The 24,390-nt window shown below is 49.4% G+C and carries 19 protein-coding genes and 1 tRNA gene; 18 read left to right on the forward strand and 2 right to left on the reverse strand.

Annotated elements, in window-relative coordinates; translation table 11 throughout:
* Positions 1–4: 4 nt before the first annotated feature.
* From DWX59_RS19750 to DWX59_RS19785, 8 genes are all read left to right on the forward strand, one after another.
* Positions 5–379 carry a sodium:proton antiporter gene (locus DWX59_RS19750; protein ID WP_431834444.1) on the forward strand — a complete coding sequence of 125 codons (375 nt, stop codon included), beginning with the start codon at positions 5–7 and terminating at the stop codon, positions 377–379.
* The gene (locus tag DWX59_RS19755; RefSeq protein ID WP_117560918.1) at positions 376–1,860 is read left to right on the forward strand and encodes a complex I subunit 5 family protein; all 1,485 of its coding nucleotides are present in this window, start codon (positions 376–378) and stop codon (positions 1,858–1,860) included. Before DWX59_RS19750 ends, DWX59_RS19755 begins: the two co-directional genes overlap by 4 nt.
* Positions 1,861–1,873: 13 nt before the next feature.
* Positions 1,874–3,367, forward strand: a complete 1,494-nt coding sequence (locus DWX59_RS19760; RefSeq protein ID WP_117560919.1) for a complex I subunit 5 family protein — start codon at positions 1,874–1,876, stop codon at positions 3,365–3,367.
* A gap of 13 nt (positions 3,368–3,380) precedes the next feature.
* On the forward strand, positions 3,381–4,910 hold the full coding sequence (locus DWX59_RS19765) for a complex I subunit 5 family protein (protein ID WP_117560920.1): 1,530 nt from the start codon (positions 3,381–3,383) through the stop codon (positions 4,908–4,910).
* Complete coding sequence (locus tag DWX59_RS19770; RefSeq protein ID WP_117560921.1) at positions 4,907–7,291, forward strand: complex I subunit 5 family protein; 2,385 nt, start codon at positions 4,907–4,909, stop codon at positions 7,289–7,291. The genes DWX59_RS19765 and DWX59_RS19770 overlap by 4 nt, the downstream gene beginning before the upstream one ends.
* A gap of 267 nt (positions 7,292–7,558) precedes the next feature.
* Entirely contained in the window at positions 7,559–8,617 is a 1,059-nt protein-coding gene (locus DWX59_RS19775; protein ID WP_117560922.1) for an inorganic phosphate transporter, read from the forward strand.
* A 17-nt stretch (positions 8,618–8,634) separates the two neighbouring features.
* On the forward strand, positions 8,635–9,258 hold the full coding sequence (locus DWX59_RS19780; RefSeq protein ID WP_117560923.1) for a DUF47 domain-containing protein: 624 nt from the start codon (positions 8,635–8,637) through the stop codon (positions 9,256–9,258).
* 213 nt (positions 9,259–9,471) lie between these two features.
* A complete protein-coding gene (locus tag DWX59_RS19785) occupies positions 9,472–10,287 on the forward strand; it encodes an NPCBM/NEW2 domain-containing protein (protein WP_117561002.1) in 816 nt (271 codons plus the stop codon).
* 125 nt (positions 10,288–10,412) lie between these two features.
* On the opposite strand, the gene DWX59_RS19790 is transcribed toward DWX59_RS19785, so the two are convergent.
* Complete coding sequence (locus DWX59_RS19790; protein WP_166460272.1) at positions 10,413–11,168, reverse strand: DeoR/GlpR family DNA-binding transcription regulator; 756 nt, start codon at positions 11,166–11,168, stop codon at positions 10,413–10,415.
* Positions 11,169–11,699: 531 nt separating this feature from the next.
* Here DWX59_RS19790 and DWX59_RS29670 point away from each other — a divergent pair.
* The 7 genes from DWX59_RS29670 (at position 11,700) to DWX59_RS19820 (ending at position 19,591) form a co-directional block, all read left to right on the forward strand.
* The gene (locus DWX59_RS29670; RefSeq protein WP_268878115.1) at positions 11,700–11,834 is read left to right on the forward strand and encodes a hypothetical protein; all 135 of its coding nucleotides are present in this window, start codon (positions 11,700–11,702) and stop codon (positions 11,832–11,834) included.
* A gap of 10 nt (positions 11,835–11,844) precedes the next feature.
* Positions 11,845–13,440 carry a sodium:solute symporter family protein gene (locus tag DWX59_RS19795; protein WP_117560925.1) on the forward strand — a complete coding sequence of 532 codons (1,596 nt, stop codon included), beginning with the start codon at positions 11,845–11,847 and terminating at the stop codon, positions 13,438–13,440.
* Positions 13,441–13,486: 46 nt separating this feature from the next.
* Positions 13,487–14,983, forward strand: coding sequence for an FGGY family carbohydrate kinase (locus DWX59_RS19800; RefSeq protein ID WP_117560926.1), 1,497 nt, complete (start codon positions 13,487–13,489; stop codon positions 14,981–14,983).
* Between the two features lie 17 nt (positions 14,984–15,000).
* Complete coding sequence (locus DWX59_RS19805; protein ID WP_117560927.1) at positions 15,001–16,260, forward strand: NAD(P)/FAD-dependent oxidoreductase; 1,260 nt, start codon at positions 15,001–15,003, stop codon at positions 16,258–16,260.
* On the forward strand, positions 16,257–16,619 hold the full coding sequence (locus tag DWX59_RS19810; RefSeq protein WP_117560928.1) for a DUF1667 domain-containing protein: 363 nt from the start codon (positions 16,257–16,259) through the stop codon (positions 16,617–16,619). The genes DWX59_RS19805 and DWX59_RS19810 overlap by 4 nt, the downstream gene beginning before the upstream one ends.
* A gap of 4 nt (positions 16,620–16,623) precedes the next feature.
* On the forward strand, positions 16,624–18,069 hold the full coding sequence (locus DWX59_RS19815) for an NAD(P)/FAD-dependent oxidoreductase (RefSeq protein ID WP_117560929.1): 1,446 nt from the start codon (positions 16,624–16,626) through the stop codon (positions 18,067–18,069).
* Positions 18,070–18,511: 442 nt separating this feature from the next.
* Positions 18,512–19,591, forward strand: a complete 1,080-nt coding sequence (locus DWX59_RS19820; protein ID WP_207660450.1) for a Na+/H+ antiporter NhaC family protein — start codon at positions 18,512–18,514, stop codon at positions 19,589–19,591.
* Between the two features lie 354 nt (positions 19,592–19,945).
* Here DWX59_RS19820 and DWX59_RS19825 read toward each other — a convergent pair.
* A tRNA-Pro gene (locus DWX59_RS19825) sits at positions 19,946–20,019 on the reverse strand.
* Positions 20,020–20,103: 84 nt separating this feature from the next.
* On the opposite strand from DWX59_RS19825, the gene DWX59_RS19830 reads away from it, so the two are divergent.
* Genes DWX59_RS19830 through DWX59_RS19840 form a run of 3 tightly spaced genes read left to right on the forward strand, consistent with a single transcriptional unit; the run spans position 20,104 to position 24,237 of the window.
* Positions 20,104–20,904, forward strand: coding sequence for a Cof-type HAD-IIB family hydrolase (locus tag DWX59_RS19830; protein ID WP_117560931.1), 801 nt, complete (start codon positions 20,104–20,106; stop codon positions 20,902–20,904).
* 23 nt (positions 20,905–20,927) lie between these two features.
* Positions 20,928–22,358: a dihydrolipoyl dehydrogenase gene (lpdA, locus tag DWX59_RS19835; RefSeq protein ID WP_117560932.1), complete on the forward strand. Its 1,431-nt coding sequence runs from the start codon at positions 20,928–20,930 to the stop codon at positions 22,356–22,358.
* A gap of 49 nt (positions 22,359–22,407) precedes the next feature.
* Positions 22,408–24,237, forward strand: a complete 1,830-nt coding sequence (locus DWX59_RS19840; protein WP_117560933.1) for an aminopeptidase P family protein — start codon at positions 22,408–22,410, stop codon at positions 24,235–24,237.
* The last annotated feature ends 153 nt before the right edge of the window (positions 24,238–24,390 follow it).

Consider the following 24,390-nt stretch of genomic DNA (forward strand, 5'->3'; position numbering starts at 1 on the left):
GATGATGTCACATCTGTTCCTGAATGTGGAAGAAACCGTGTCGGTCATCCTGTTCGGCATTGGATTCACCATGCTCCTGCTGCATCAGAACCTGATTAAGAAAATCATGGGCATGAATATCATGGATACGGCTGTGTACCTTTTTCTGGCTGCAAAGGGGTATATCCGGGGCAGGATGGTGCCGATTGTGGTGGATGGGATCCGGGATGTGTCTGCCTATATCAATCCGGTTCCCAGCGGCCTTGTGCTTACCGGAATCGTGGTTTCCGTGAGCACCACGGCCCTGATGCTGGCTCTGACCATACGGCTTTATGAGCGGTACGGGTCCCTTGATCTGGATGAAATCCTTACACGGGCAAAGGAGGAAGAAAAGGCATGACGCTTGTGCAGAATTTTCCTTTTTTCTCCATCATTATTGCCATGTTTTCCGGTATCCTTTCCCTGGCCCTTAACGGCAGGCGTGCCAGGAATGTGAGCCTTGGCGCAATCAGCCTTGTAACGGTCATGTCCTTTGCCGTATGCCTGTATTGTATGGATGCAGGGGCAAGCTATACCTATAGGATGGGCCATTTCCCGGCGCCCTGGGGAAATGAAATCCGCGCAGGGGTCCTGGAGGGGCTGACGGCAACGGTTTTCGGCGTGGTCATGCTGCTGTCCGTTGCGGGCGGCATGGACCACACCTATGAGGATGTGGAGGGGACCAAGCTTAATCTGTTTTTCATCATGATTGATATGATGCTCAGTTCCCTGCTGGCCCTGATTTACACCAATGACCTGTTTACCGCCTATGTGTTTGTGGAAATCAATACCATAGCGGGCTGCGGGCTTATCATGATACGGCAGAAGGGGAGGAGCCTTTCAGCGGCCATACGGTATATGATCATGAGCCAGCTGGGGTCGGGCCTGTTCCTGATTGGCCTGAGCCTGCTCTATGATGTGACCGGACACCTGCTTATGAGTCCGGCCAAGGAGGCTGTGGCGCTGATTGAGGCGGCCGGCATATATGGGATTCCCATGCTGGTCATCCTTGCTGTCATCAGTGTTGGCCTTGCCATTAAAAGCGGACTGTATCCGTTCCATTACTGGATTCCGGACACCTATGGCTATGCCACGCCCACGGCCAGCGCCATCCTGTCCGGTCTGGTATCCAAGGGGTATATATTCCTGCTGATTAAGATATTTTACAGGGTGCTTGGACGGGAAAATGTGATTGCCAGCCAGATTGTGAATGTCCTGTACCTGTTCGGACTGGCGGGGATGATCATGGGTTCTGTGCACGCTATCATGGAGGAGGATACAAGGCGGATGATTGCCTATTCCTCAGTGGCCCAGATCGGTTACATCTATATGGGAATCGGCCTGGGAACCCAGGCCGGGATGGTGGCTGCCGTGTTCCATATGTTTACCCACTCCGCCACCAAAGCCCTTTTGTTCATCAGCGCAGTGGGATTGTATGAGGTTTCAGGAGATAAAAAGGATTACCGCAGCCTGCGGGGCGCCGGATACCGCAATCCGCTGGCCGGAATCGGTTTTGCAGTGGGGGCCTTGTCCATGGTGGGATTCCCTATGCTGGCGGGATTTATTTCCAAGCTGCTTTTTGCAACCTCAGCCCTTCAAAGCCCTCACAAGATGATTCCCACCCTGATCGTGCTGGCTGTCAGTACCATCCTTAACGCCATCTATTTCCTGCGCCTGGTCATCACCCTTTACTCGGGCGGGGGAAGTGAGAAGAAAGGAAAGGCAAGCTCCTGGAAGCTCAGGGCGGCTATCCTGTGCTTCATCCTGCTGAACCTGGTTCTGGGGCTTAAGTCCCAGCCCGTTGTGCAGGCTATTTGGGACGGGCTTGCCATGTTTGATTAAAAGGAGATACCATATGGACGGAAATGTGTTATTGCTTTTGCCAATCCTGCTCCCCATTGTTATGGGAAGCCTGGTCCTGACGGCAAAGGGATTCAGAAAAAACAGGAAGCTGCTGATTGCAGCCGTGTCCGGTACCCTGGCCGTGGGCGTCATCCTGACATGGGCGGCCCTGATGACAGGGGGGAGGCTTACGCTGTGGCAGATGACGGAGGATATAACGGTCGCCCTGGCAGTGGATGGGGTTAGCCGTCTGTTTGCAGCCCTGACATCAGGGGTATGGCTGCTGGTGGGGATATATTCCATTTCCTATATGACCCATGAAAGGGATGAATTCCGTTTTTTCGGTTTTTACCTGATTGTGCTGGGAGTCCTGACCGCGCTTGATTTTTCTGCCAACCTGGTCACCTTCTACGTATGTTATGAGATGATGACCCTGACTTCCCTGCCCCTGGTGCTTCATGAGATGACAAAGGAAGCGGTGATGGCAGGGCTTAAATACCTGTTCTATTCCGTGGCAGGCGCATTCCTTGCGCTGTTTGGCATATTTTACCTGTACGGTGCGGCGGGGAGCCTGACGTTCACACCGGGCGGGGTTTCCATGGGATTGTCTATAAATGGCCATGAGGGGCTGTTCTTAGGCGCTGTGTGCTGTATGCTGGTGGGGTTTGGGACAAAGGCGGGCATGTTTCCCCTGCACGGCTGGCTGCCCACAGCCCATCCGGTGGCCCCGGCGCCTGCCAGCGCCGTGCTTTCAGGGCTGATTACCAAGTCGGGCGTGCTGGCGGTTATCAGGGTTGCGTACTACATTGTGGGGCCGGACCGTCTGAGGGGGACATGGGTGCAGGATGTGTGGATGTTCCTTACACTTCTCACTGTATTCATGGGGTCCATGCTGGCGTATAAGGAGCCGGTGCTCAAGAAACGCCTGGCGTATTCCACGGTGAGCCAGGTGTCGTATATCTTATTTGGCCTGGGACTATTTAACGCGGCGGGCTTTGTAGGGGCTTTGTCACATGTGGTATTCCACTCCCTGGTAAAGAACGGGCTGTTCCTGGCAGCCGGGGCCATCATCTTTAAAACCGGGTGGACCAGGACCCGGGAAATGGACGGACTGGGACGGGTGATGCCCGTGATGCTGGGATGTTATACCCTGGTTTCCCTGGCCCTGATCGGGATTCCCCCGGCCAGCGGTTTTGTAAGCAAATGGTATCTTGCCACAGGGGCCCTGGCTTCTGGTACAGGTGTCTGGTCCTGGCTTGGGCCAATCATCCTGTTAATCAGCGCACTGCTGACAGCTGGGTATCTTCTGCCCCTGGCCATACGGGGGTTCTTTCCGGGGGCTGGTTTTGATGAGGGGGAGATACGGTCCAGGGGACTTGGGGGCCAGGAGCCTTCCTGGCTTATGACGGTTCCCATGCTGGTTCTGACCGCAGGGGCAATCCTCTTTGGCTGCTTTCCCGGACAATTGATATCCATGCTGGAGTCCATTGCAGCTGCAGTGCTTTGACGGAGGTTGGCATATGAGCAGAATGTTACTGGCGGTTCCGGCGCTCCTTCCCATTCTTGGGGGTGTGGTCCTGCTGATTATGAATCATTTTAAGGGAAATGCCGTCTTCCGGTACAGGCGGCTGGCGCTATTGGTGGAAGGAATCACCCTGGTGAACAGCCTGGTCATCGGCTGGCTGATTGTCCATAAGGCGGGAACCGGTGAGCAGATGGTGCTGTTTAAGCTGTATGGGGATTTGAGGGTCATGTTCAGCCTGGACGGCCTGGGCAGCGTGTTTGCCGGGCTGATTGCGTTCCTGTGGCCCCTGGCGGTGCTGTATTCCTTTGAATATATGAGGAATGAGGAGAGGCAGACGGTTTTCTTTTCCTACTATCTGATGACCTATGGTGTGACGGTGGGGATTGCGTTTGCAGGGAATCTGGTGACCCTGTACCTGTTTTATGAACTGCTGACCCTTGTGACGTTTCCGCTGGTGCTTCATCCCATGACAAAGGCAGCGGTGCGGGCCAGCAGGAAGTATCTGTATTATGCCATTGGCGGCGCGGCTTTTGCATTTATCGGAATTATATTCGTCCTTAACTTTTCCACCACGGGCAATACCCAGTTTATCCCGGGGGGAATCATGGATGCAGGGGCGGACCCGGCGCAGAGGCGGACGCTTCTGTTTGTGTATGTGCTGGCATTTTTCGGTTTTGGCGTAAAGGCAGCGCTGTTTCCCTGCCATGGATGGCTGCCGGACGCCACGGCCGCGCCCACGCCGGTCACGGCCCTGCTCCATGCCGTGGCAGTGGTGAAGTCAGGCGCATTTGCAGTGATGCGCCTGACCTACTATAGCTTTGGCACCGCCCTTTTAAGGGGGAGTTTTGCCCAGTATATTGTCATGGGGGCAGCCATGGCCACAGTGGTTTACGGCTCCACCATGGCGGTTAGGGAGGTTCATTGGAAGCGGAGGCTGGCTTATTCCACCATCAGCAACCTTTCCTATATCCTTCTTGGAACCGCCATGATGAGCCCACTGGGCCTGATTGCGGCGCTGAGCCATATGGTGTTCCATGCATTTATGAAAATCTGTTCCTTTTTCTGCGCAGGGGCAGTGATGCACCAGTCCGGGAAAACATATGTCCATGAGCTGGACGGCATGGCCTTCAAAATGCCGGTTACCTTTGCCTGCCTTACCATTGCCAGCATATCCCTGGCGGGAATCCCTCCCTTTGCAGGATTCATCAGTAAATGGAACATTGCCCAATCTGCGTTTGACTGCGGTCGGTTCCTGAACCAGGCAGGGAAGGGGGGATACTGGCTTCCCTATGCAGGGGCGTGTGTGCTGCTGTATTCAGCGTTAATGACAGCGGTTTACATGTTTACGGTCCTGGTAAGGGCGTATGTCCCAAAGCAGGGGACGATAACCGGCGCGGAGGTGACGGACCCTAACTGGATGATGCTGGTTCCCCTTGTGATATTTGCAGGCGTGATTATCTGTTTCGGGTTCCACCCGGTTCCGCTGATGAAGGTATTGCGGGCAATAGGAGGTAAGGCAGGATGAACGATACAATGGACCTGGTAATCCCGGGATTCTGCGGCATGGGGATGCACCTGAGACTGGATGGGTTCAGGATTATTTACGTGCTCATAGCCATTGTGATGTGGGCCGTGTGCGGCCTGTTTTCCCTGGAATATATGAGGCATTATGGGAATCGCAGAAGATACTATGTTTTTTTCTGGATAACCTTCCTGGCAACGGCAGGCGTTTTCCTTTCAGCGGATCTGTATACCACATTCATATTCTTTGAAATCATGTCATTTACCTCCTATGTGTGGGTGGCCTTTGATGAAAAGAAGGAAAGCCTGAGGGCGGCGGAAACCTACCTGGCAGTAGCGGTAATCGGCGGACTTGTCATGCTTATGGGACTGTTCCTCCTGTATGATATGACCGGCACACTGGAGATGGATGGACTGGGCCGGGCAGTGGAGGAGGTATTATCCGGTAATGGGGTATATGGCTCCGGAGGTACCGGCAGGCTGTATGCGGCCGGAGGGCTTTTGCTGTTCGGGTTCGGCGCCAAGGCCGGCTGCTTCCCGCTCCATATCTGGCTGCCCAAGGCGCATCCGGTGGCGCCGGCTCCTGCCAGCGCACTGCTGTCCGGTATACTGACAAAGGCCGGTGTGTTCGGAATCGTGGTTGTGTCCTGTGTGATGTTCGGGACAGATGGGAACTGGGGCCTGCTGGTTGCGGTGCTGGGGTTCATCACCATGTTTCTGGGCGCCCTGCTTGCCCTGTTTTCCGTTAATCTCAAGCGGACGCTGGCCTGCTCCTCTGTGTCGCAGATTGGATTCATCCTCACAGGGATAGGGATGTGCTGCCTTCTAAAGTCCGCCGGCCAAGGTAATGGGCTGGCGGTCCGCGGCACCTTCCTCCACATGGTGAACCATTCCATGTTTAAGCTGGTACTGTTTCTTTGCGCCGGGGTGGTGTTCATGAACCTGCACCAGCTGGACCTGAACGACATAAGGGGATTCGGAAGGAAGAAACCGGCCCTATTGTTCTGTTTCCTTATGGGGGCCTTGGGCATCAGCGGGATTCCCATGTGGAGCGGATATGTGAGCAAGACATTGCTCCATGAAGGGATTGTGGAATACGGGGAAATGCTGGCGCGGGGAATGGGACCGGCATCCGGCAGCCTGATTGGGTCCGCGGGAGGGGGAGTCCATCCTGCCGGCTGGAGTTATGGAATAAGTGCGGTTCTTGGAGCGCCTGCCGTATGGAAGGCGGCAGAGTGGCTGTTCCTGTTAACGGGCGGGATGACCCTGGCTTATATGCTGAAGCTGTTCATTGTTCTTTTCGTGGACCGGCATCCGGTGCGGCAGCAGGAATTTGATGCCATGTCCTCTGGCTATATGAATCCGGTGAGCCGCACGGTGCTGTGCGTTTGCGCGTCTGTGATTCCTGTGTTTGGGTCATGCCCGCAGCTGTTCATGGACCGGGCGGCGGATTTGGGGCAGGGATTTTTTCAGGGGAACCTGCTGGGACATAAGGTTTCTTACTTTGCGGCCGGGAATCTGAAGGGGGCCGCCATAACCATTGGCATAGGAATCGTGCTGTATATGGCTGTGGTGCGGGGCCTGCTGATGGAGAAGGCGGAATCCGGGGAACAGCCGGAGGTACGGTGGGATAATGGTGGAAGCAGCAGCGGAGTTAACGGCGGAAACAACAGTGGAAACAACAGCGGGATTAACAGCGGAGTTAACAGTGAAATCAACAGCGGAGTCAACAGAAGAAACAACAGCGGGGGCAACAGCGGAAACAACAGTGGAGTTAACAGTGGAAACAACAGTGAAGTTAACAGCGGAAACAACAGCGGAGTCAACAGCAGAATCAACCGCGAAGTCAACGGGAAAATGTGCGGTTTGTACTTGTACAGGTATGTGGACCGCTGGCCTAAGTGGTTGGATTTAGAGGAATTAATCTACCGTCCCATCCTGGCAGTGGCGCTTCCCGGTATATTCGGAGCTGTTTTCCGGTTTGTAGACCGGTATCTGGTGTCCACGGCTGTGAATCTCTTCCTTCAGGTATCAGCGGTCCTGTGCCGGGCACTTGACCATATGGCGGACGGCCTTATCCTGCTGGCCAGGAAGACTACCCACCGGCAGAGGAACGGGGAAATGGTCCGGTGGGGAAATGACAGGTCTGCTTTTATATTGGGACATTTTATTGATTATGTGGCCAGCCTGGGGCGCCGCCTGCCGGGAAGAAGAAAAGGACGGGAAAGGAACGGTTCTGTCATCCCGCGCCTCATTGAGGGGGAGGAAGTGCTGAAACGTACCGGAAAGCTGGTGGAGGAAAGTTTTTCATTTGGACTTATGCTGTTTTGTATTGGGCTTTGCCTGACGCTGGGATATCTTCTGGTTGTGTTTTTCAGGGGGTAGGATTAAAAAAATACCTATTTACCGAAAATGGAAAATAGCAATAGGCAATTTGATGCAGTAAAAACAGGTAAAAAAGGCAGAGGGCCGATGATATCCGATATTGGATATCATCGGCCCCCGCATTATCTATTTTTGATTATCTTCCTTCCATGTTAATGAAATTAAAACTTTACTACTATTTAAAACCGTGCTAGAATTAAATCCGTGAGTATGTAAAATTTACGTAAAGATAAAGTAAATGAATAAGAGAGTAGGTAAAAAAGAATTATGGATATGTCGTTTTCCTTTTTCCTGCGGCAGCTGGTGACGAATCCGGCCTTATTGATAACGGTGCTGCTGACCTTGGGGGTCATCTGTGTGAATGGTATCACGGACGCGCCCAATGCCATTGCCACCTGTGTATCAACCAGGTCCCTGGACGTCAATGTCGCTATTGTCATGGCTGCTGTGTGTAACTGCGCCGGAATCGTGGTCATGACCATGATTAATGCAACGGTTGCTTCCACCATTACCAACATGGTTAATTTTGGGGATGATACTTCCATTGCCCTGGTGGCATTGTGCGCGGCCCTGTTTTCCATTGTGGTGTGGTCATCCTTTGCAGTGTCCATTGGCTGTCCTACCAGTGAGAGCCATGCATTGATTGCCGGCCTTACAGGTGCGGCCATTGCAATCCGGGGCGGACTCTCAGCCATCAATGGGACTGAGTGGATGAAGGTGGTTTATGGACTGGCATTTTCCGTGTTGCTTGGATTTTTCAGCGGATATTTTTCCTGCAGGCTGGTTTCCTGGACATGCCGTAACATGGACAGGCGCAGGACCACCGGATTCTTCAAATATGCACAGATCGGCGCGGCAGCGGCCATGGCCTTCATGCACGGCGCCCAGGACGGCCAGAAATTCATGGGTGTCATGCTTCTTGGAATCTGTATGGTAAACGGCAGCAGCAGTACGGCAGGCGTACGTTTTCCGCTGTGGATGCTGCTTCTGGGTTCCGCGGCCATGGCGCTGGGAACTTCCATCGGAGGAAAGAAAATCATTAAATCCGTTGGCATGGATATGGTCCGCCTGGAGAAATATCAGGGCTTTTCCGCTGATATGGCAGGAGCCGCCTGTCTGCTTGGCTTTTCCCTGTTTGGTATCCCTGTGAGCACCACCCACACCAAGACCACTGCCATCATGGGCGTAGGCGCTGTGAAACGGCTTTCCGCCATTAACTTCGGGGTGGTTAAGGATATGGTCATGACCTGGATCATGACATTCCCGGGCTGCGGCCTCATAGGATTCCTCATAGCTAAACTGTTCATGATGCTGTTCCACGGTTAGATAAAGGAGAAAATGAGATGTCTAAGAAAAGCGATAGTTACTATTTTCAGAATTTTATAGAATGTGTCCAGTGCGGCTGCGAGGCGGCAAAGATGCTGGAGGAAAACCTGATGAGTTTTGATGCGGGATGCCTGCAGCAGAAGCTGGATGAGCTTCATCAGATTGAACATGATGCGGACAAGAAAAAGCATGAGATGATGGGCGTGCTGGTCAAGGCATTCATCACACCAATTGAGCGCGAGGACATCATACTTTTGAGCCAGGGCATTGATGAGGTGACAGACAAGATTGAGGATGTGCTGATCCGCATTTACATCAATAATGTACATAGCATCAAGCCGGAAGCGGTTGCATTTACAAAAGTAATCATCCGCTGCTGCCAGGCGTTAAAGGAAGTAATGGAGGAGTTCTGCGACTTCCAGAAGTCCAAGACACTGCACGGGCTGATTATTGAGATAAACGCCCTGGAAGAGGAGGGGGACCGCCTGTTCATCGATTCTATGCGCAAGCTCCACACAGAAGAGGAAGACCCCATTCAGATCATTGCATGGAGGGAGATTTACTCTTACCTGGAAAAGTGCTGCGATGCCTGTGAGCATGTGGCGGATATCGTGGAAAGCGTAATCATGAAGAATACCTGATGCAGCCAACATTTTAAATACATAATATGGACAGGATATGGAAGGGCATTGTTCTTATGACGAAACAGGGACAATGCCTTTTTGGTTCGGTTTTGCTGGAATAAAGACACAGTTGCATAAAAATGGATAATGAATTATAATGTAACAAGTGCAGGAAGTTTAGATTCTGCCCTGAACAAGGCAGATGCGGTGGTTGATGAAAGGAGATCCAACATGAAGAAACGTATGGCAATGACATTGGCAGCTTTGGCGCTGAGTGTGATTATGGCAGTACCCGCCTATGCAGGTACATGGAAATATGTGAACGATCAATGGAAATATCAGAGAGGCGCAAACAAATTTGCTTACAATGAGTGGGTAAAGGATAATGGAAACTGGTACTATCTTGATAAAGATGGTTATATGAAGACCGGCTGGCAGCAGATAAACGGCGTATGGTATTATATGGACCAGTCAGGCGTTATGCAGAACGGATGGTTCAAGGATAACGACAAGTGGTATTTCCTGCTTCCCAACGGGGCAATGGCGGTCAATACAACAATTGACGGACGCCAGATCGGCCAGGACGGCGTATGGATTCCGGCAGAGGGACAGGTAGAGCCTGCCAATACCATGGACCTTAATACCCCATACCTGCTTCAGAACATGTCGGAGGGACTGTCCACAAAAGGATATAATATCATTACATCCGGCAAGAATGCCAGCGGAGAACGCTGGACCAATGCAATCCGCCTGAAAGGAAAGGGCAGCTATGTAAAGTATGACACCAAGGGCGGGTACAAGCTGCTTGCAGGAGCCGTGGCCCCGTCATCCCAGTTTGACAGCGGCCTGATGGCAAAGATAACGGTGTACGGGGATAATGACACGGTCCTTTATACATCACCGGATATCCATTATAATGAGAAGACCATTTATTTCGGTGCGGATATTACCGGCCAGGACACGGTGCGCGTGGAGGTTTCCCTGGTGACGGACAATTTCTATGATGACCCGGTTATATTGATGGATGGGCTGGCTGTTTATAAGTAGGAAAGAGATTGAAAAAAAGATAGACGGATAAATAGTAATTAAGGATGTAACAGGCACTGCGGATTGATTTTGAAGCAGTGCCTTTGTTATATATGGTATTTATAAGCCGGATTCAAACAATCGGGCTAATATAAAACTTTTATATCGTATTCCTCTAATTTTTCTATGATATCATCCGAAGGCTTTCTGTCAGTGATTAAATAGTCAAATTCATTGAAAGACGCCAGGCGTTCAATGACGGTTTTCTTATCAAATTTACTATTATCTGCCAAAACATAAACTTTTTCCCCGCAGGTAAGGATCATACGCTCTGCTTCCGTAAGATGAGCCATGGCCGTTATGGAGCGGGAGGCCAGGGAAATCCCGTCAGCACCGATAAAGACCTTGTTGACAAGGGATGATTCAAACAGATTTTTACACTGTGCGCTGTAGACGGCGCCGGACCTGCTGTGAATGATTCCTCCGCTCAAATATATTTCTATATTTTCTTCTTCCATAAGCTCAACCGCCACATAAGCAGAGTCGGTTATAACGGTAAGGTTGTCCATGCCATGCAGTAATTTGGCTAAAAACAGGGTTGTGGAACCGCATCCTAGGGCAATCACATCTCCGTTTTTGATTAACTTTCGTGCCCTTTGGGCAATTCTGTTTTTTTGGACAATGTTATTTACATTGGGTTTAATCTCCAAAGAAAGACAATTCTCTCTCTGTAGCGATTTTACACCGCCATGCGTGCGGATTGCCAGACCTTTTTGTTCTAGGGACTCCAATGCCCTCCGCACTGTGGAGGGAGATAGGTGGAATCTGTCAACCAAATCGGTTACAGTTACATTGCCATTTTGCTCAATATAGTCAATTAGTTCTTCTAATCTGGAATTCATATATTCTTTCGAGCGTCGCATCAGGCGTTCCCCTTTCCATTTGTGATAGAAGTATAAAGCTGCTGAAATTCTATGCCTAGTTTATCATGTAAAGATGATTTCAACAACTGCATATACCTTTTTTGGCAAAAAAGCAAAGATATTTCTGCCCCTTTTTCTGTAAGGTTAAATGATGGGAAGTTAAATGTTCCAAAAAAGATATGTTATAAATGATTATATGGTCGTTAAAATTGAAAAAAACTATAATAATTTATGGATTATGTTGTTATAATGACTAAAAAATCAAAAAACACAATATGATTATTGACATTAATACAAGGATTGTTATAATTGAATTAACTTGTTTTATAGTTGAATTATTCATATAATGTTGATAAAAGTATGGTTTTATGGTGAAAATTAATAAAAAATCATTGGAGGTCAATGATTTAAAGACAAGGATGTGGGGGTGAGATAAATGAGCAATTAGTCATATAACTGCAGGCATGATTCAACCTAATACATGGATTTATTAATTAAAGGAGGGGTTCTTTGGAGATTTTTATGGCATTCTTTTTGGGCGGCTGGGTTGCTGCGTCTGGTGTGTTAATAACAATTAAACTTAAAAGGGAACTGAAACAATTGGAAGAAGAGAATCAGGAAACAGACTCAAATACCAGAAGATGAGGCATATAATATGAATATTTATTTTATAGGAATGGTTATCTCCATGGCCCTTTATATTATTATCGGAGGCATGGTAAGCCGTAAACTAAAAAGTGCAAATGATTTCTATATTGCTGAAGGAAATGCGCCTACTATCTTGATTGTTGGATCCATCGTTGCTTCATATATAGGATGTGGGGTGTATATGGGGGACGCCGGTGAATGTTATGCCGGTTTCTTCGCGGCACTTCTGACCATTATTACAATGAAGGTGGTAGGTCCTATTTATGGCTCCGTTTTCTTTGGACGGTATCTGCGGCGGAGCGGCTGTACAACACTTCCGGAATACTATGGAGTACGTTTTCATTCGACAGCAGTCAGGAAGCTGTCAGCTGTTATTGCAATTATTTCCATGGTTGTGTATTTGTTATCCGTGACACAGGGGTTGGGGACCTTGATGTCTTTTGTTACCGGCGCCCCTTACATCTTATGTATTGTATTGGTTATGATTACATTCACGCTGATTTCTGCTTTGTCTGGTTCAAAAGGGGTGCTTCTGACTGACACAATCATGTTTGCCGTTTTTTCATCGGCCTCCATTGTTGGATTGGGATTTATTGTAAAAGCTGCGGGCGGCTGGTTTCCATCCATTGAGGCATTGGCAAATTTTGATAAGGTGCCTGGGCTGCTGGCCTGGACATGCAATCTTGATTATATGTATCCTACCGGTATCCAGAATTTTATCTGGGCCTGCGGTTATGGGATTGTATGGGGAGCTATTGCAAGCATTGCGCCATGGCAGTCAAGCCGTTATCTGATGGCAAAGAATGAGAGCGTATGCATACGGTCGGGCGCTTATGCAGCTATCTTCCTTTTTCTAATTGAATTTGTGGTAAATATTTCAGGCGTATTTATCAACAGGATTAATCCGGACATCCAGAATCAGAGCCATGCGGTTTTATGGACTGTCATGAACAGGATGCCCACCATTATTGGGGTGGTATTTCTTACAGGTATGCTGGCAGCGGGGATTTCCTCATCCACCACCTTCCTTTCTCTGATTGGGTCATTCTTTACAGTGGATATATTGGGGAAAAAGGATAAGTCGGATGGCCTTTTCTGGGCTAGGGTTACCATTGTTGCAGCCTCAGCCATTGTTTTTCTGTTAGCTTACGCCAATCCTCCCTCCCTGTTTTGGATCATGTATCTGGGTGCTACCCTGGTGGCATGCTGCTGGCTTCCAATGTCCTATGCCAGTATCTGGAGCAGGCGGGTCAATAAATATGGTGCAATCCTAAGTATGTCCCTGGGATTTGCAGGATGCTTTGGGGTAAAGCTGTTTACAACGCTAAAGGGAGGAGGGGTCCCTGTTTATCTGGACAGCGCATTCCTGGGAATGGGGCTATCGGTTTTAGGTCTGGTGATTGGTTCCGCTGTTACTAAGGTTACACCCGCTGAAGATGCTTACAGGAAAATGCTTCACGTACGCCCTCAGACAGAACGGGATATAAAAGAACTGAGAAGCAACATTAAGTATGCCCAGGTATCCGTTGTTTTGGGAATCGTCATTACGGTGATACTTCTTGTGTTTTGGGCATTGCCTTATACCAGGGCCGTGGTGCGTTAAAAAGTGACGGCCTGGTATGCGGAGTAATTAAGCGGAGGAAAATAAGATGGGGTATTATTATTTAGGAATTGATCAGGGAACCACTGGTACGACCGCACTTGTGCTGGACCGAAAATGGAAGGTCCTGGGCAGGGGATATAAAAAGCATACACAGATATATCCCCGGCCTGGCTGGGTTGAACATGATTCGGAGGAAATCTTTAAGGCCCTTTTGGAGGTCTGTAAAGAAGCGGTCCAAAATGCCGGAATCTCTTTTAAGGAACTGGCAGGACTTGGGCTGGATCATCAGGGGGAGACCTGTACCATGTGGAATGCCAGAACAGGTGAGACGGTCTATCACGCGATTGTCTGGCAGGACAAACGTACTGCCGACCTGTGTAACAATCTGGCCCGGGAACATGGCGGGGAGATTGAGGAAACAACCGGCCTATATGCGGATGCTTACTTCAGTGCCTCCAAATTCAACTGGATACTTAACAATGTGGAGGGGGTCAGGGAAATGCATCGCAGGGGGGAGCTGCGTGCAGGAACACTGGAGACCTATCTTCTCTGGCGGATTTCAGGAGGAGGAATATTCATTACGGATCCAGGCAGTGCGGGCCGTACCTTATTGATGGATATTGAGAAGGCTGACTGGGATGACAGGATGATGGAACTGTTTGAAATCCCCCCGGACATTCTTCCTCCCATTGGAGAAACCTGCTTTATAAAAGGCCATACCAGCCCGGATGTGTTTTTTGGGGTTTCCATACCTGTTTGTGCATCCATAACAGATGGGGCTTCTGCACTTCTGGCCCACGGCTGTGTTGAACCGGGGACCGTTAAGGTTTCCTACGGAACCGGCTGTTTTGCGAATCTGAATGTGGGAAATAGACCTATATTTTCCAAAAAGGGACTTCTGACTGCCCTGCCCTGGCAGATTGACGGTAAAAAATGTTACAGCCTGAACGGAAGCGCCTATATTGCCGGGGCCGGTCTGGATTGGATGTGTAATAATCTTAATCTATTAGAAAAACCGGTCCAATCGGAATCAATGGCCCTGTCTGTTCCTGACAGTGCAGGAGTTGTGTTTGTTCCGGCTTTTTCCGGATTGGCTGTGCCCTGGTGGGACCAGTATGCCAGAGGCCTTATGATTGGCTTGACCGGCGGAGTAAGAAAAGAACATATTGTCCGGGCTATGCTGGAGAGCATTGCTTTGCAGGTACTGGATATTATTGAGGTGATGAAACAGGAATCATCCCTGCCCATTGAATGGGTGCGCGTTGACGGCGGGATGGTGGAGAATAAGTTTCTCATGCAGCTTCAGGCCGACCTAATTAATTTACCGGTAGAGGTACCTGAAGAAAAAGAAATGAGTGCCTATGGGGCGGCTGTCCTTTCTGCCTACGCCCAAGGGGAATTTTCTGCACTCAGTGATATAAAACATTGTGTGGATATAAAATACCGTTTTGAACCTGCCATGAGCCAGGATCAGCGTGAGACAACAGTGGAGTTATGGCATCGCGCAGTAGAACGAAGCCTGGATTGGATACATACAAAATAAAGGGAAGGTAATGTTCAATGGCACAAAGGGAAACATATGACATAGCAATCATAGGCGCGGGACCTGCAGGGCTTGCGGCCGCAATATCCGCGCGGGAGGCTGGTGCGGAAAATATACTTATCATTGAGCGGGATACCCATCCGGGAGGAATACTTCAGCAGTGTATACACCCAGGCTTTGGTCTGGAATATTTTGGGGAGGAACTGACAGGGCCGGAGTATGCATACAGATTTTGCCGGAAGGCTGTGGATTACAACATAAATATTATGTTGGACACCATGGTGCTGAGTCTGGAAAAAGGATGTATCTGTGCGGTCAGCCCACAAAAAGGCATGTTCGAAGTGAAGGCAAAGGCCATTGTTCTGGCCATGGGATGCAGGGAAAGAACCCGGGGAGCCATCAAAATACCGGGAACCAGGGCAGCGGGAATATATACCGCAGGTGCTGCCCAGCGTATGCTGAACATAAAGGGAGAGCTGGTAGGAAGGAAAATAGTAATCCTGGGCTCAGGTGATATTGGCATGATAATGGCACGCCGTATGACGCTGGAGGGAGCAGAGGTAAAGGTTATTGTAGAAATACTTCCTTATCTGTCCGGGCTTATCAGGAATAAAGTCCAATGTTTAGATGATTTTGGCATACCCCTTAGATTAGCGCACACCATAACTGATATTTCTGGCGTAAACAGAGTTGAGAGCGTGACCATATGTGAAGTGGACGATAACAAAATGCCGGTAAGGGGAAGTGAGGAAATAATTGAATGTGACACAGTACTGTTATCAGTGGGACTAATTCCGGAAAATGAGATAAGCATGGATGCCGGCATTAAGCTTTCCGCTGCGACAAAAGGTCCTGTTGTGGATCAGTTCATGCAGACAAGCATCAAGGGGGTTTTTGCCTGTGGGAATGTGCTGCATGTCAATGATCTGGTGGATAATGTTACCCGGGAAAGCGAGATTGCAGGAAGAAGCGCAGCTTTATATGCTGCGGGAAAACTGCCTGAGATGAAACATATCAATACGGCCGCTGGCCGGGGGGTGGGCTATGTCTGTCCACAACTGATTGCATGTGCGGAAAATGAGGCTGAACTATTCTTCAGGGTGCGCCGTCCCATGAATAAGGTGACAATGTCCGTTCTGTGTGGCCCCAAGGTAATAACTTCCCGTAGGGCGGCCCGTGTAAGTCCCGGTGAAATGGATAAACTGGTCCTGTCAAAGGAAATGATGCGGGCTGTTGATGGGGATATTACCATATGTGTGGAGGAGGAGCGGGAATGACAAAAAACATCACATGTGTTATTTGCCCTTCTGGCTGTAATATAGTTGTGGAGGGCAAAGGGACAGATATTAGCAGTGTTAAAGGAAACAGATGTCCCAGAGGTAAGGAGTATGCAATAAATGAATTTAAATGCCCTGTGCGCACCCTCACATCCAGTGTGGCGGTAAGGCATGGTGAGCAGCCTGTCTTTTCTGTGAGGACAACTGGTCCTGTCCCAAAGGATAAGATAAAAGAATGTATGGGCGTCATAACCTTACTGGAGATGGAGGCCCCCATAGGGATGTATCAGCAGATTGTACATAATATTTCAGACACTGGAGTTGACGTGGTTGCAACTACCTGTATAAAAAGGGTATAGATAAATGATGAAGACAGATATATTGATTATTGGCTGCGGAGCAGTAGGCGTTGCAATTGCCCGGGAATTTGCACATTATAATATAAAGATTCTGGTTGTGGATAAAAACGGCGATGTGGGAGGGGATGCAACGCCCGCCTGTAGTTCAATTATAGGTACGGGGTATGCTAATACCCCGGGAAGCCTGGTGTATCAGCTCTCCCACGCATCGAGGATGATGTTTGACGGGGTTCTTAGGGATTTGGAGATATGTTATAATCCCTGCGGATGTATCATGCCGGCCTACGACAGTTTTCAATTGGAGGTATTGAAAGAGAGGCTGGAGCATGCAAGAGCCAACTGTGACTATGATGTGGAGTTCATGAGCAGGGATGAAGCTGAAGCAATGGAGCCGGAATTGGCAAAAGGAATGCTGGGGGCAATCTATAGCCCAAGGGAGACGGTGGTGGATACGTTTGATCTGGTATATGCCCAGGCTGAAAACTGTGCTGCCAATGGCGTGGAGTTCATCCTTAACTGTGAAGTGACGGGAGCAGAAGTGGAGAATGGCGAAATCCGGTACATAAGCACAAGCCAGGGCAGGATACAGACACGATGGGTAATCAATGCAGCCGGCCTGCACAGCGATGAGATATCCAGAATGCTTGAAGGCACGGCCGATTTTACGGTACATCCGAGGAAAGGTCAGTTTTTTATACTGGACAAAAATACAAAATGCAGGGTGTCCCATATCATAATGCCTGCGCCCACCCCCTACACCCGCGGCAAGCTGATGCTGCCCACCGCACATGGCAATATGCTGGTGGGGCCCACGGCAGAGGATATCACTGATAAATCGGATACAAAAGTAACATATGAGGGGTTAAAGGATATTGAAAAGGACGTAAGGGCCATCATCCCTAATTTGAATTTAGACGATGCCATAACTGAATTTTCCGGATTGCGTCCAACCAGGACCCCGGAAGGTTATTTCATTGGTTTTTCAAAAAAGGTAAAAGGGTATTTTGAAGTAAGCGGCATGCGTTCCGATGGAATAGGTACAAGCATTGGGATTGGAAAGTATGTACGTATGATGTTTGAGGACAGCGGCATTGTATTTGAACGGAAAAACCACTATATCCGTAAGCGGGCAGCTATTCCCTGTTTTGCGTCTGCCACGCCTGAGGAAAGGGAACGGATGATTTCTTCCAATCCTCTTTACGGAAGGGTTATTTGCCGGTGTGAAACTGTGACAGAGGCTGAAATCGTCCAGGCCATTCACCGGATTCCCGGCGCTGAAACGGTTGATGGTATCAAACGCCGTCTCCGGGCTGGCATGGGACGCTGCCAGGGAGGATTCTGCGCCCCGAAAGTAATGGAGATACTTTGCCGTGAATTAGGTAAGGATTCAATAGAGATACTAAAAAACAACCTTGGCTCTAATATGATAAGCGGTCACAGCCGAAACTAATCTGACCGGGCAAAGGACAACATTTCCTGAAGATAACCATTAAGCAGGCTAAGGAGGAAAGACAATGTCTGAAAAAAATCAGAAACATGATTCTGGTGCAAACGTTATAAAAGCCGAACGCCAGATAAATTTAGGTGAAGCAGTTTTGGTATTTATCATGTCTATTGTTGTTATAGGATATCCGGCACTCAGTAAACAATTTCCTATCGCCATGGGCATTCTGCTGGCATTGGTTTTATGCTGTACCTATGCAATGCTGGCACTGAAAATCTCCTGGGACTCTCTTTTTGACAGTATCACAAAAACAATAGCCGAGGTTTTGTTCGGTTTGCTCTTCTGCCTGTTTGTTGGTTTTATCAGTGCTTCATGGATTGCCAGTGGCACCATTCCCTTTTTGTTTTATTGGGGGTTGAAATTATTGAATCCAGACATATTTCTTTTTGTGGCATTTTTGATTACATCTTTTGCATCTTTTTTTACGGGACAGCCCTGGGCATTGCTGCCATCCATCGGCCTGGCTTTCATGGGAATCGGGACAGCTTTGGGAGTGCCTGCGCCGCTGGCTGCTGCGGCTATTGTCAGCGGCTGTTTTGTAGGGGATGTGGCTTCTCCTATCAATGAAGTACCGGTCATTGCCTCCGTCAGCGCAGGTACCGCTGATGTCATTGGTACCATCAAAAGTACGCTGATTCCTTTTATTCCTGGGATGATTGTAGGTGCGGTTGCCTATTTCTTTATAGGGATGAATATGACTATTAGCACGGCCCAGGTCCATACTGCGGACAGCCTGATAAATTCCCTTGCCCAGGGGTTTAACCTTACTGTGCTGACACTTATTCCCCTGGTGGTGATATTTGCACTTGTGTTTATAAAGTTCCCGATATTGCCCGGAGTAATCATTGCTTCACTGATAGGTATGGCGGAAGCTGTCATTCTGCAGGGCGAGACCTGGGGCGGGGTTACCAATATGATGTGGTCCGGATATGTATGTTCTACGGGGGACCAGTTTTTGGACGGCCTTTTAACAAGGGGAGGAATCATGGACTTTGCAGGAACCATAATCATGCTTCTGTTTGCATTTTCTTTTGCAGGCGTCATCAAACGGATGGGAATGCTGGAGCGGATCATGAATTCTGCGCTAAAAAAGGTGGAGAACAGCGGTTTCCTGGTATTGTATACATCCATTACAACCTTGATTGGGGTTTCATTTACTGGCTCCGCAAATGTTTCCAGCCTGCTTAACGGCAGCATCTATAAGGATGCCTACCGGAAAAAGGGGGTGCATCCGGAAGTCCTTGCAAGAACCATGTCCATGAACGGGGCCCTATGGAATGCCATGCTGCCATGGTCTGCCAGCGGAGCGCTTTGCCTGTCTGTACTGGGGGTGAATAACTTTGAATATACCCTTTTCATGATTCCCTTCTGGACATCGTTTATATTAAACATTGTATTTGCTTTCATGGGGAAATTTACAAGGAAGCTGACGGCAGAAGAGATGGGGGCGCAAGCGGACACGGCATGATTGACTTATTAAAATTTAGAAGGTACAGTATGGACGGCTTACCCCTCCGGTGTGTGTTGCACACCGGAGGGATTTTTTGTTATAGTTTTGCCTGCTAAGAGGGCTCCGTTCTTTAGGTGAAAAACATAAACATGTAGAATGGAAGGAATCATACGGAATATTTAGATGAATTCACTGCATTATTCAGATTGTCTTGAAGAATACCGATGTTCGGGGTATAATAACAATGATTCATTTGCAGGACTGCCAGTTGATAAAAAGATGTTGGAGAACTGTTAGGGGAGTTACTTATGTAAACTGCGAAGAGGATAATAAAAAACTCTTGACTTCCAGTAAAATCAAGGGTTTCTGTAGTCGGAGTAACAGGATTTGAACCTGCGACCTCTCGGCCCCCAGCCGAGCGCGCTACCAAGCTACGCCATACTCCGTTATTATTTGTGAACCTCTAGTATTATAGCAAAGTTTTTTCATTTTGAAAAGCCCTAATTTTAATTTATTCAGGAGAATGTAAAATGACACAGGAAAATGCCGTTAAAAAACGGATATTCAGCTTTGATTTGGACATGACTCTGCTGGACCATGCAACATGGGAAATACCGTCCAGCGCAATGGAAACACTGGAGCGTCTCAGAAAGGACTCCGTGATTGTCATTGCCAGCGGCAGGAACATGGACCACGAGATGAGCTCAATGTATCGGGATATGATCAGGCCGGATGCTGTCATCCATATGAATGGCACGAAGGTAGCTGCAGAGGGAAAGGTCCTGTATGAGCATTTAATGGATAAGGAGCGTCTGGGGCGCCTTCTGGCCTATGCGGATGAAAATGGCATTTCCATTGGAATCGGTACAGGCGGATATGATTATTATATCCATCCCGAGGGGGTTGTGCGTATGGATGAGCTTCGCTGGGGTGTGTCGGAGCGTAACTTCAGGGATGGATGGGAGCTTATGGAACTGCAGGTGCGGACCCTGGTGTATATAGGCGGGCCAGACCGGGCAAAGGAGCTGGAGGAGCATTTCCCTGAATTCAAGTTCCCCATGTTTTCCGGAAAAATGGGAGCGGATGTGGTGGAGAGGGAAGCGTCCAAGGCAAAAGGGCTTTTGCGTATCTGCCAGCACTATGGAATCAGCATGGAGCGCACGGTTGCATTTGGCGACAGCATGAATGATTACGAGGTGGTCCAGGAGGCGGGAATCGGTATTGCCATGGGAAACGCGGTGGAGGAACTGAAGATGGTGGCGGATTATGTTACGGATGATATTGACCGGGATGGGGTATGGAAGGCCTGCAGGCATTTCGGATGGATTTAATATAACAGGATGGGAGATTACATATGGCTAGGAATTATGATGTTGTGATAATCGGCGCCGGACCGGGAGGATATACGGCTGCTTTTAAGGCTGCGCAGTTTGGGCTTTCTGTGGCGCTCATAGAAGCGAAGAAGATTGGAGGCACCTGTGTGAACCGCGGATGTATCCCTACCAAAGCGCTGCTCCATGCGTCGGATATGTTCCATATGATGCAGAACTGCGATGCATTCGGTGTGTCAACGGATTTCATTGCATTTGATTTTGGCAAGATGCAGAAATATAAAAAGCAGGCAGTGGCAAAGTACAGGGAAGGGATTGAAGCAGGCTTTGAGCGCCTGGATGTGGATATTATCCATGGAACCGCCAGGCTGCGCAGGGACAGGACCGTGGAAGTGGAGCTGGCAGAGGGGGGCCGCGAATTCCTTCAGGGAAATGCAGTCATCCTGGCAACAGGCGCTGTCCCAATCATGAACAACATACCGGGAGCCGACCTGCCAGGGGTATGGAACAGCGACCGGCTGCTGGCAGCGGAAAGCTGGAATTTTGACCGTCTGACCATTATGGGCGGCGGCGTGATTGCAGTGGAGTTTGCCACTATGTTCAACAACCTATGTTCCCAGGTGACCATAGTTGAAAAACAGAAGCACCTGATGGCGCCCATGGATGATGTCATGTCAGTGGAACTGGAAAAGGAGCTTAGGCGCAAAGGGATTAAGGTTTACTGTGATGCAACGGTAACGGAAATCCTGGAAGAGGAAGGCAGCTTAAGCTGCATCATTACTCCAAATGACGGAAGCGGACCGGTTAAGACACGGGCCGGGCAGATTCTGATGGCAATTGGCCGCCGGCCGGATGTGTCACGGCTTTTAGGCAAAGACATTTCCCTGGACATGAAGGACGGCAAGATTGCTGTGGACAGTGATTTTGAGACAAGTGAGCCGGGCGTATATGCCATCGGGGATGTGGCTGCCAGGACACAGCTGGCCCATGTGGCGGCTGCCCAGGGCACCTATGTGGTGGAGAAGATTGCAGGAAGGCCCCACAGCATCAAGCTTGAGGTGGTGCCAAACGGCATGTTTGTATCGCTGCCAATTGTGCCAAACTGTATTTATACAGACCCTGAGATTGCCACTGTGGGAATCACGGAGGAGATAGCTAAAAAGTACGGACTCAAAGTGCGCTGCGGACATTTTTCCATGAGGGATAATGGCAAATCCATTATTACCGGCGAAGAGCACGGCTTCATACGGCTGTTGTTTGAGGCATACTCCAATACCATTGTGGGCGCCCAAATGATGTGCCCCAGGGCAACGGATATGATTGGGGAAATCGCAACGGCCATTGCCAACGGTCTGACAGCGCAGGAAATGTCCTTTGCCATGAGGGCGCAGCCCACATATAATGAGGGGATTGGGGCGGCCATAGAGGATGCCATGCGTCAGAATCCGGTCTAAATCCGGTTTGGGTCAGAGAATATAAGCAAAGAAAAGAGAGGGAACAATAATGAATGTGATTCAGGAGAGACTGAGCGCGCTCCGCGCCTTGATGAAAGAACAGGGCATGGACGCATATCTGGTGCCTACGGCAGATTATCATGAAACAGAGTATGTGGGGGAGCATTTTAAATGCAGAAAATATATAACCGGGTTTACCGGTTCATCCGGAACCGCCGTGGTTACCATGGACCAGGCCTGTCTGTGGACGGACGGCCGGTATTTTGTCCAGGCATCCCATGAGCTGGAAGGTTCATCTGTCACCATGATGAAAATGGGGCATGAAGGCGTTCCCGAGGTTGAGGAATATCTGGACCAGAAGCTTCCGGCCGGAGGCTGTCTTGGATTTGACGGCCGCGTGGTCAATGCGGCCGCTGGTTTAAACCTGGAAGATCTGTTGGAGGACAGGAATATCAGGATATCCTATGGGGAAGACTTAATTGGAAAAATATGGGAGGACCGCCCTGCCCTGTCTGCACAGCCGGCCTGGGTGCTGGCGCCGCAGTATGCGGGCAAATGCAGCAGGGATAAAATCGCAGATGTGCGTGAAGCCATGAAAAAGGCACACGCAACCGTCCATGTGCTGACCACGCTGGATGACATTGCATGGCTTTTAAATATCCGTGGGGATGATATCCTTTATAATCCGGTTGTGCTGTCCTATGTAGTCCTCACCATGGATCAGTTGTATCTGTTTATCAATGAGGATGTGATAGATGGAAAGGCATATCCATATTTGGATAACACGGATGACACGACCACCAGGGAATACCTGGAAGGGATTGGAGTTACCATACGTCCATATGACAAAGTGTACGACATGGTAGAAGGTCTCAGGAATGAGAAGGTACTGCTGGAGAAAAGCCGGGTAAACTATGCCATCTATCGGCTGCTTGACAGTTCCAATAAAATAATAGACAAAATGAATCCGACTGCGTTGATGAAGTGTGTTAAGAACGATGTGGAGATTGAAAATGAGAAAAAAGCCCATATCAAAGACGGGGTGGCTGTGACAAAATTCATTTACTGGCTGAAGAAAAACATAGGGAAGATACCCATGGATGAGCTCAGCGTATGTGAATACATGGAAAACCTGCGTAAGCAGCAGGAAGGATGCCTCAGTCCCAGCTTCGCTACCATATCCGCATACGGAGCACATGGGGCCATGTGCCACTACTCGGCAACCGAGGAGACCAACATACCTTTGGAGCCAAGGGGCCTGTATCTGATTGACTCCGGCGGCCAGTATTATGAGGGCACCACCGATATCACAAGGACCATTGCGGTGGGGCCGCTGAAAGCAGAAGAAAAGGAGCATTTTACCCTGGTGCTTATGAGCATGCTGCGCCTGGGGGCGGTAAAGTTCCTTCATGGCTGCCGTGGGCTGAGTATTGATTATGTGGCAAGGGAGCCATTGTGGAGCAGGGGACTTAATTTTGAACACGGTACGGGCCATGGGGTCAGCTATCTTTCAAGCTGTCATGAGAGGCCCAACGGAATCCGTTTCAAAATGGTTCCTGAACGTCAGGACAACGGTGTCCTGGAGCCGGGAATGGTGACATCCGATGAGCCGGGATTATATATAGAGGGAAGCCACGGCATCCGTACGGAGAACCTGACCCTGTGTGTAAAGGACGAGAAGAATGAGTATGGTCAGTTCCTTAAATTTGAATTCCTGACCTATGTGCCCATTGACCTGGACGCTGTTGAGAAGTCCCTGATGACTGAGCGGGATGTGAAGCTCCTCAATGAATATCACAAACAGGTATATGAGAAGATTGGCCCCCATCTGACGGAGGATGAAAGGGAGTGGCTGAAGGAGGCCACGGCTGCAATATAGGATGATTGGGAACAGAGATTAGAAATATGGGAAGAAACCGGAATGTGGTTCAGGGAATTACTGCCTGGGTGGGGAAACAGACCCCTTCAGGAGGGTGGACTTGGGCGGTTCCGGTTTCTTGTTTTGGTTGTATATATATTTTTTTGGGAGGAT

The sequence above is a fragment of the Enterocloster aldenensis genome, assembly GCF_003434055.1.
Classification (GTDB): domain Bacteria; phylum Bacillota; class Clostridia; order Lachnospirales; family Lachnospiraceae; genus Enterocloster; species Enterocloster aldenensis.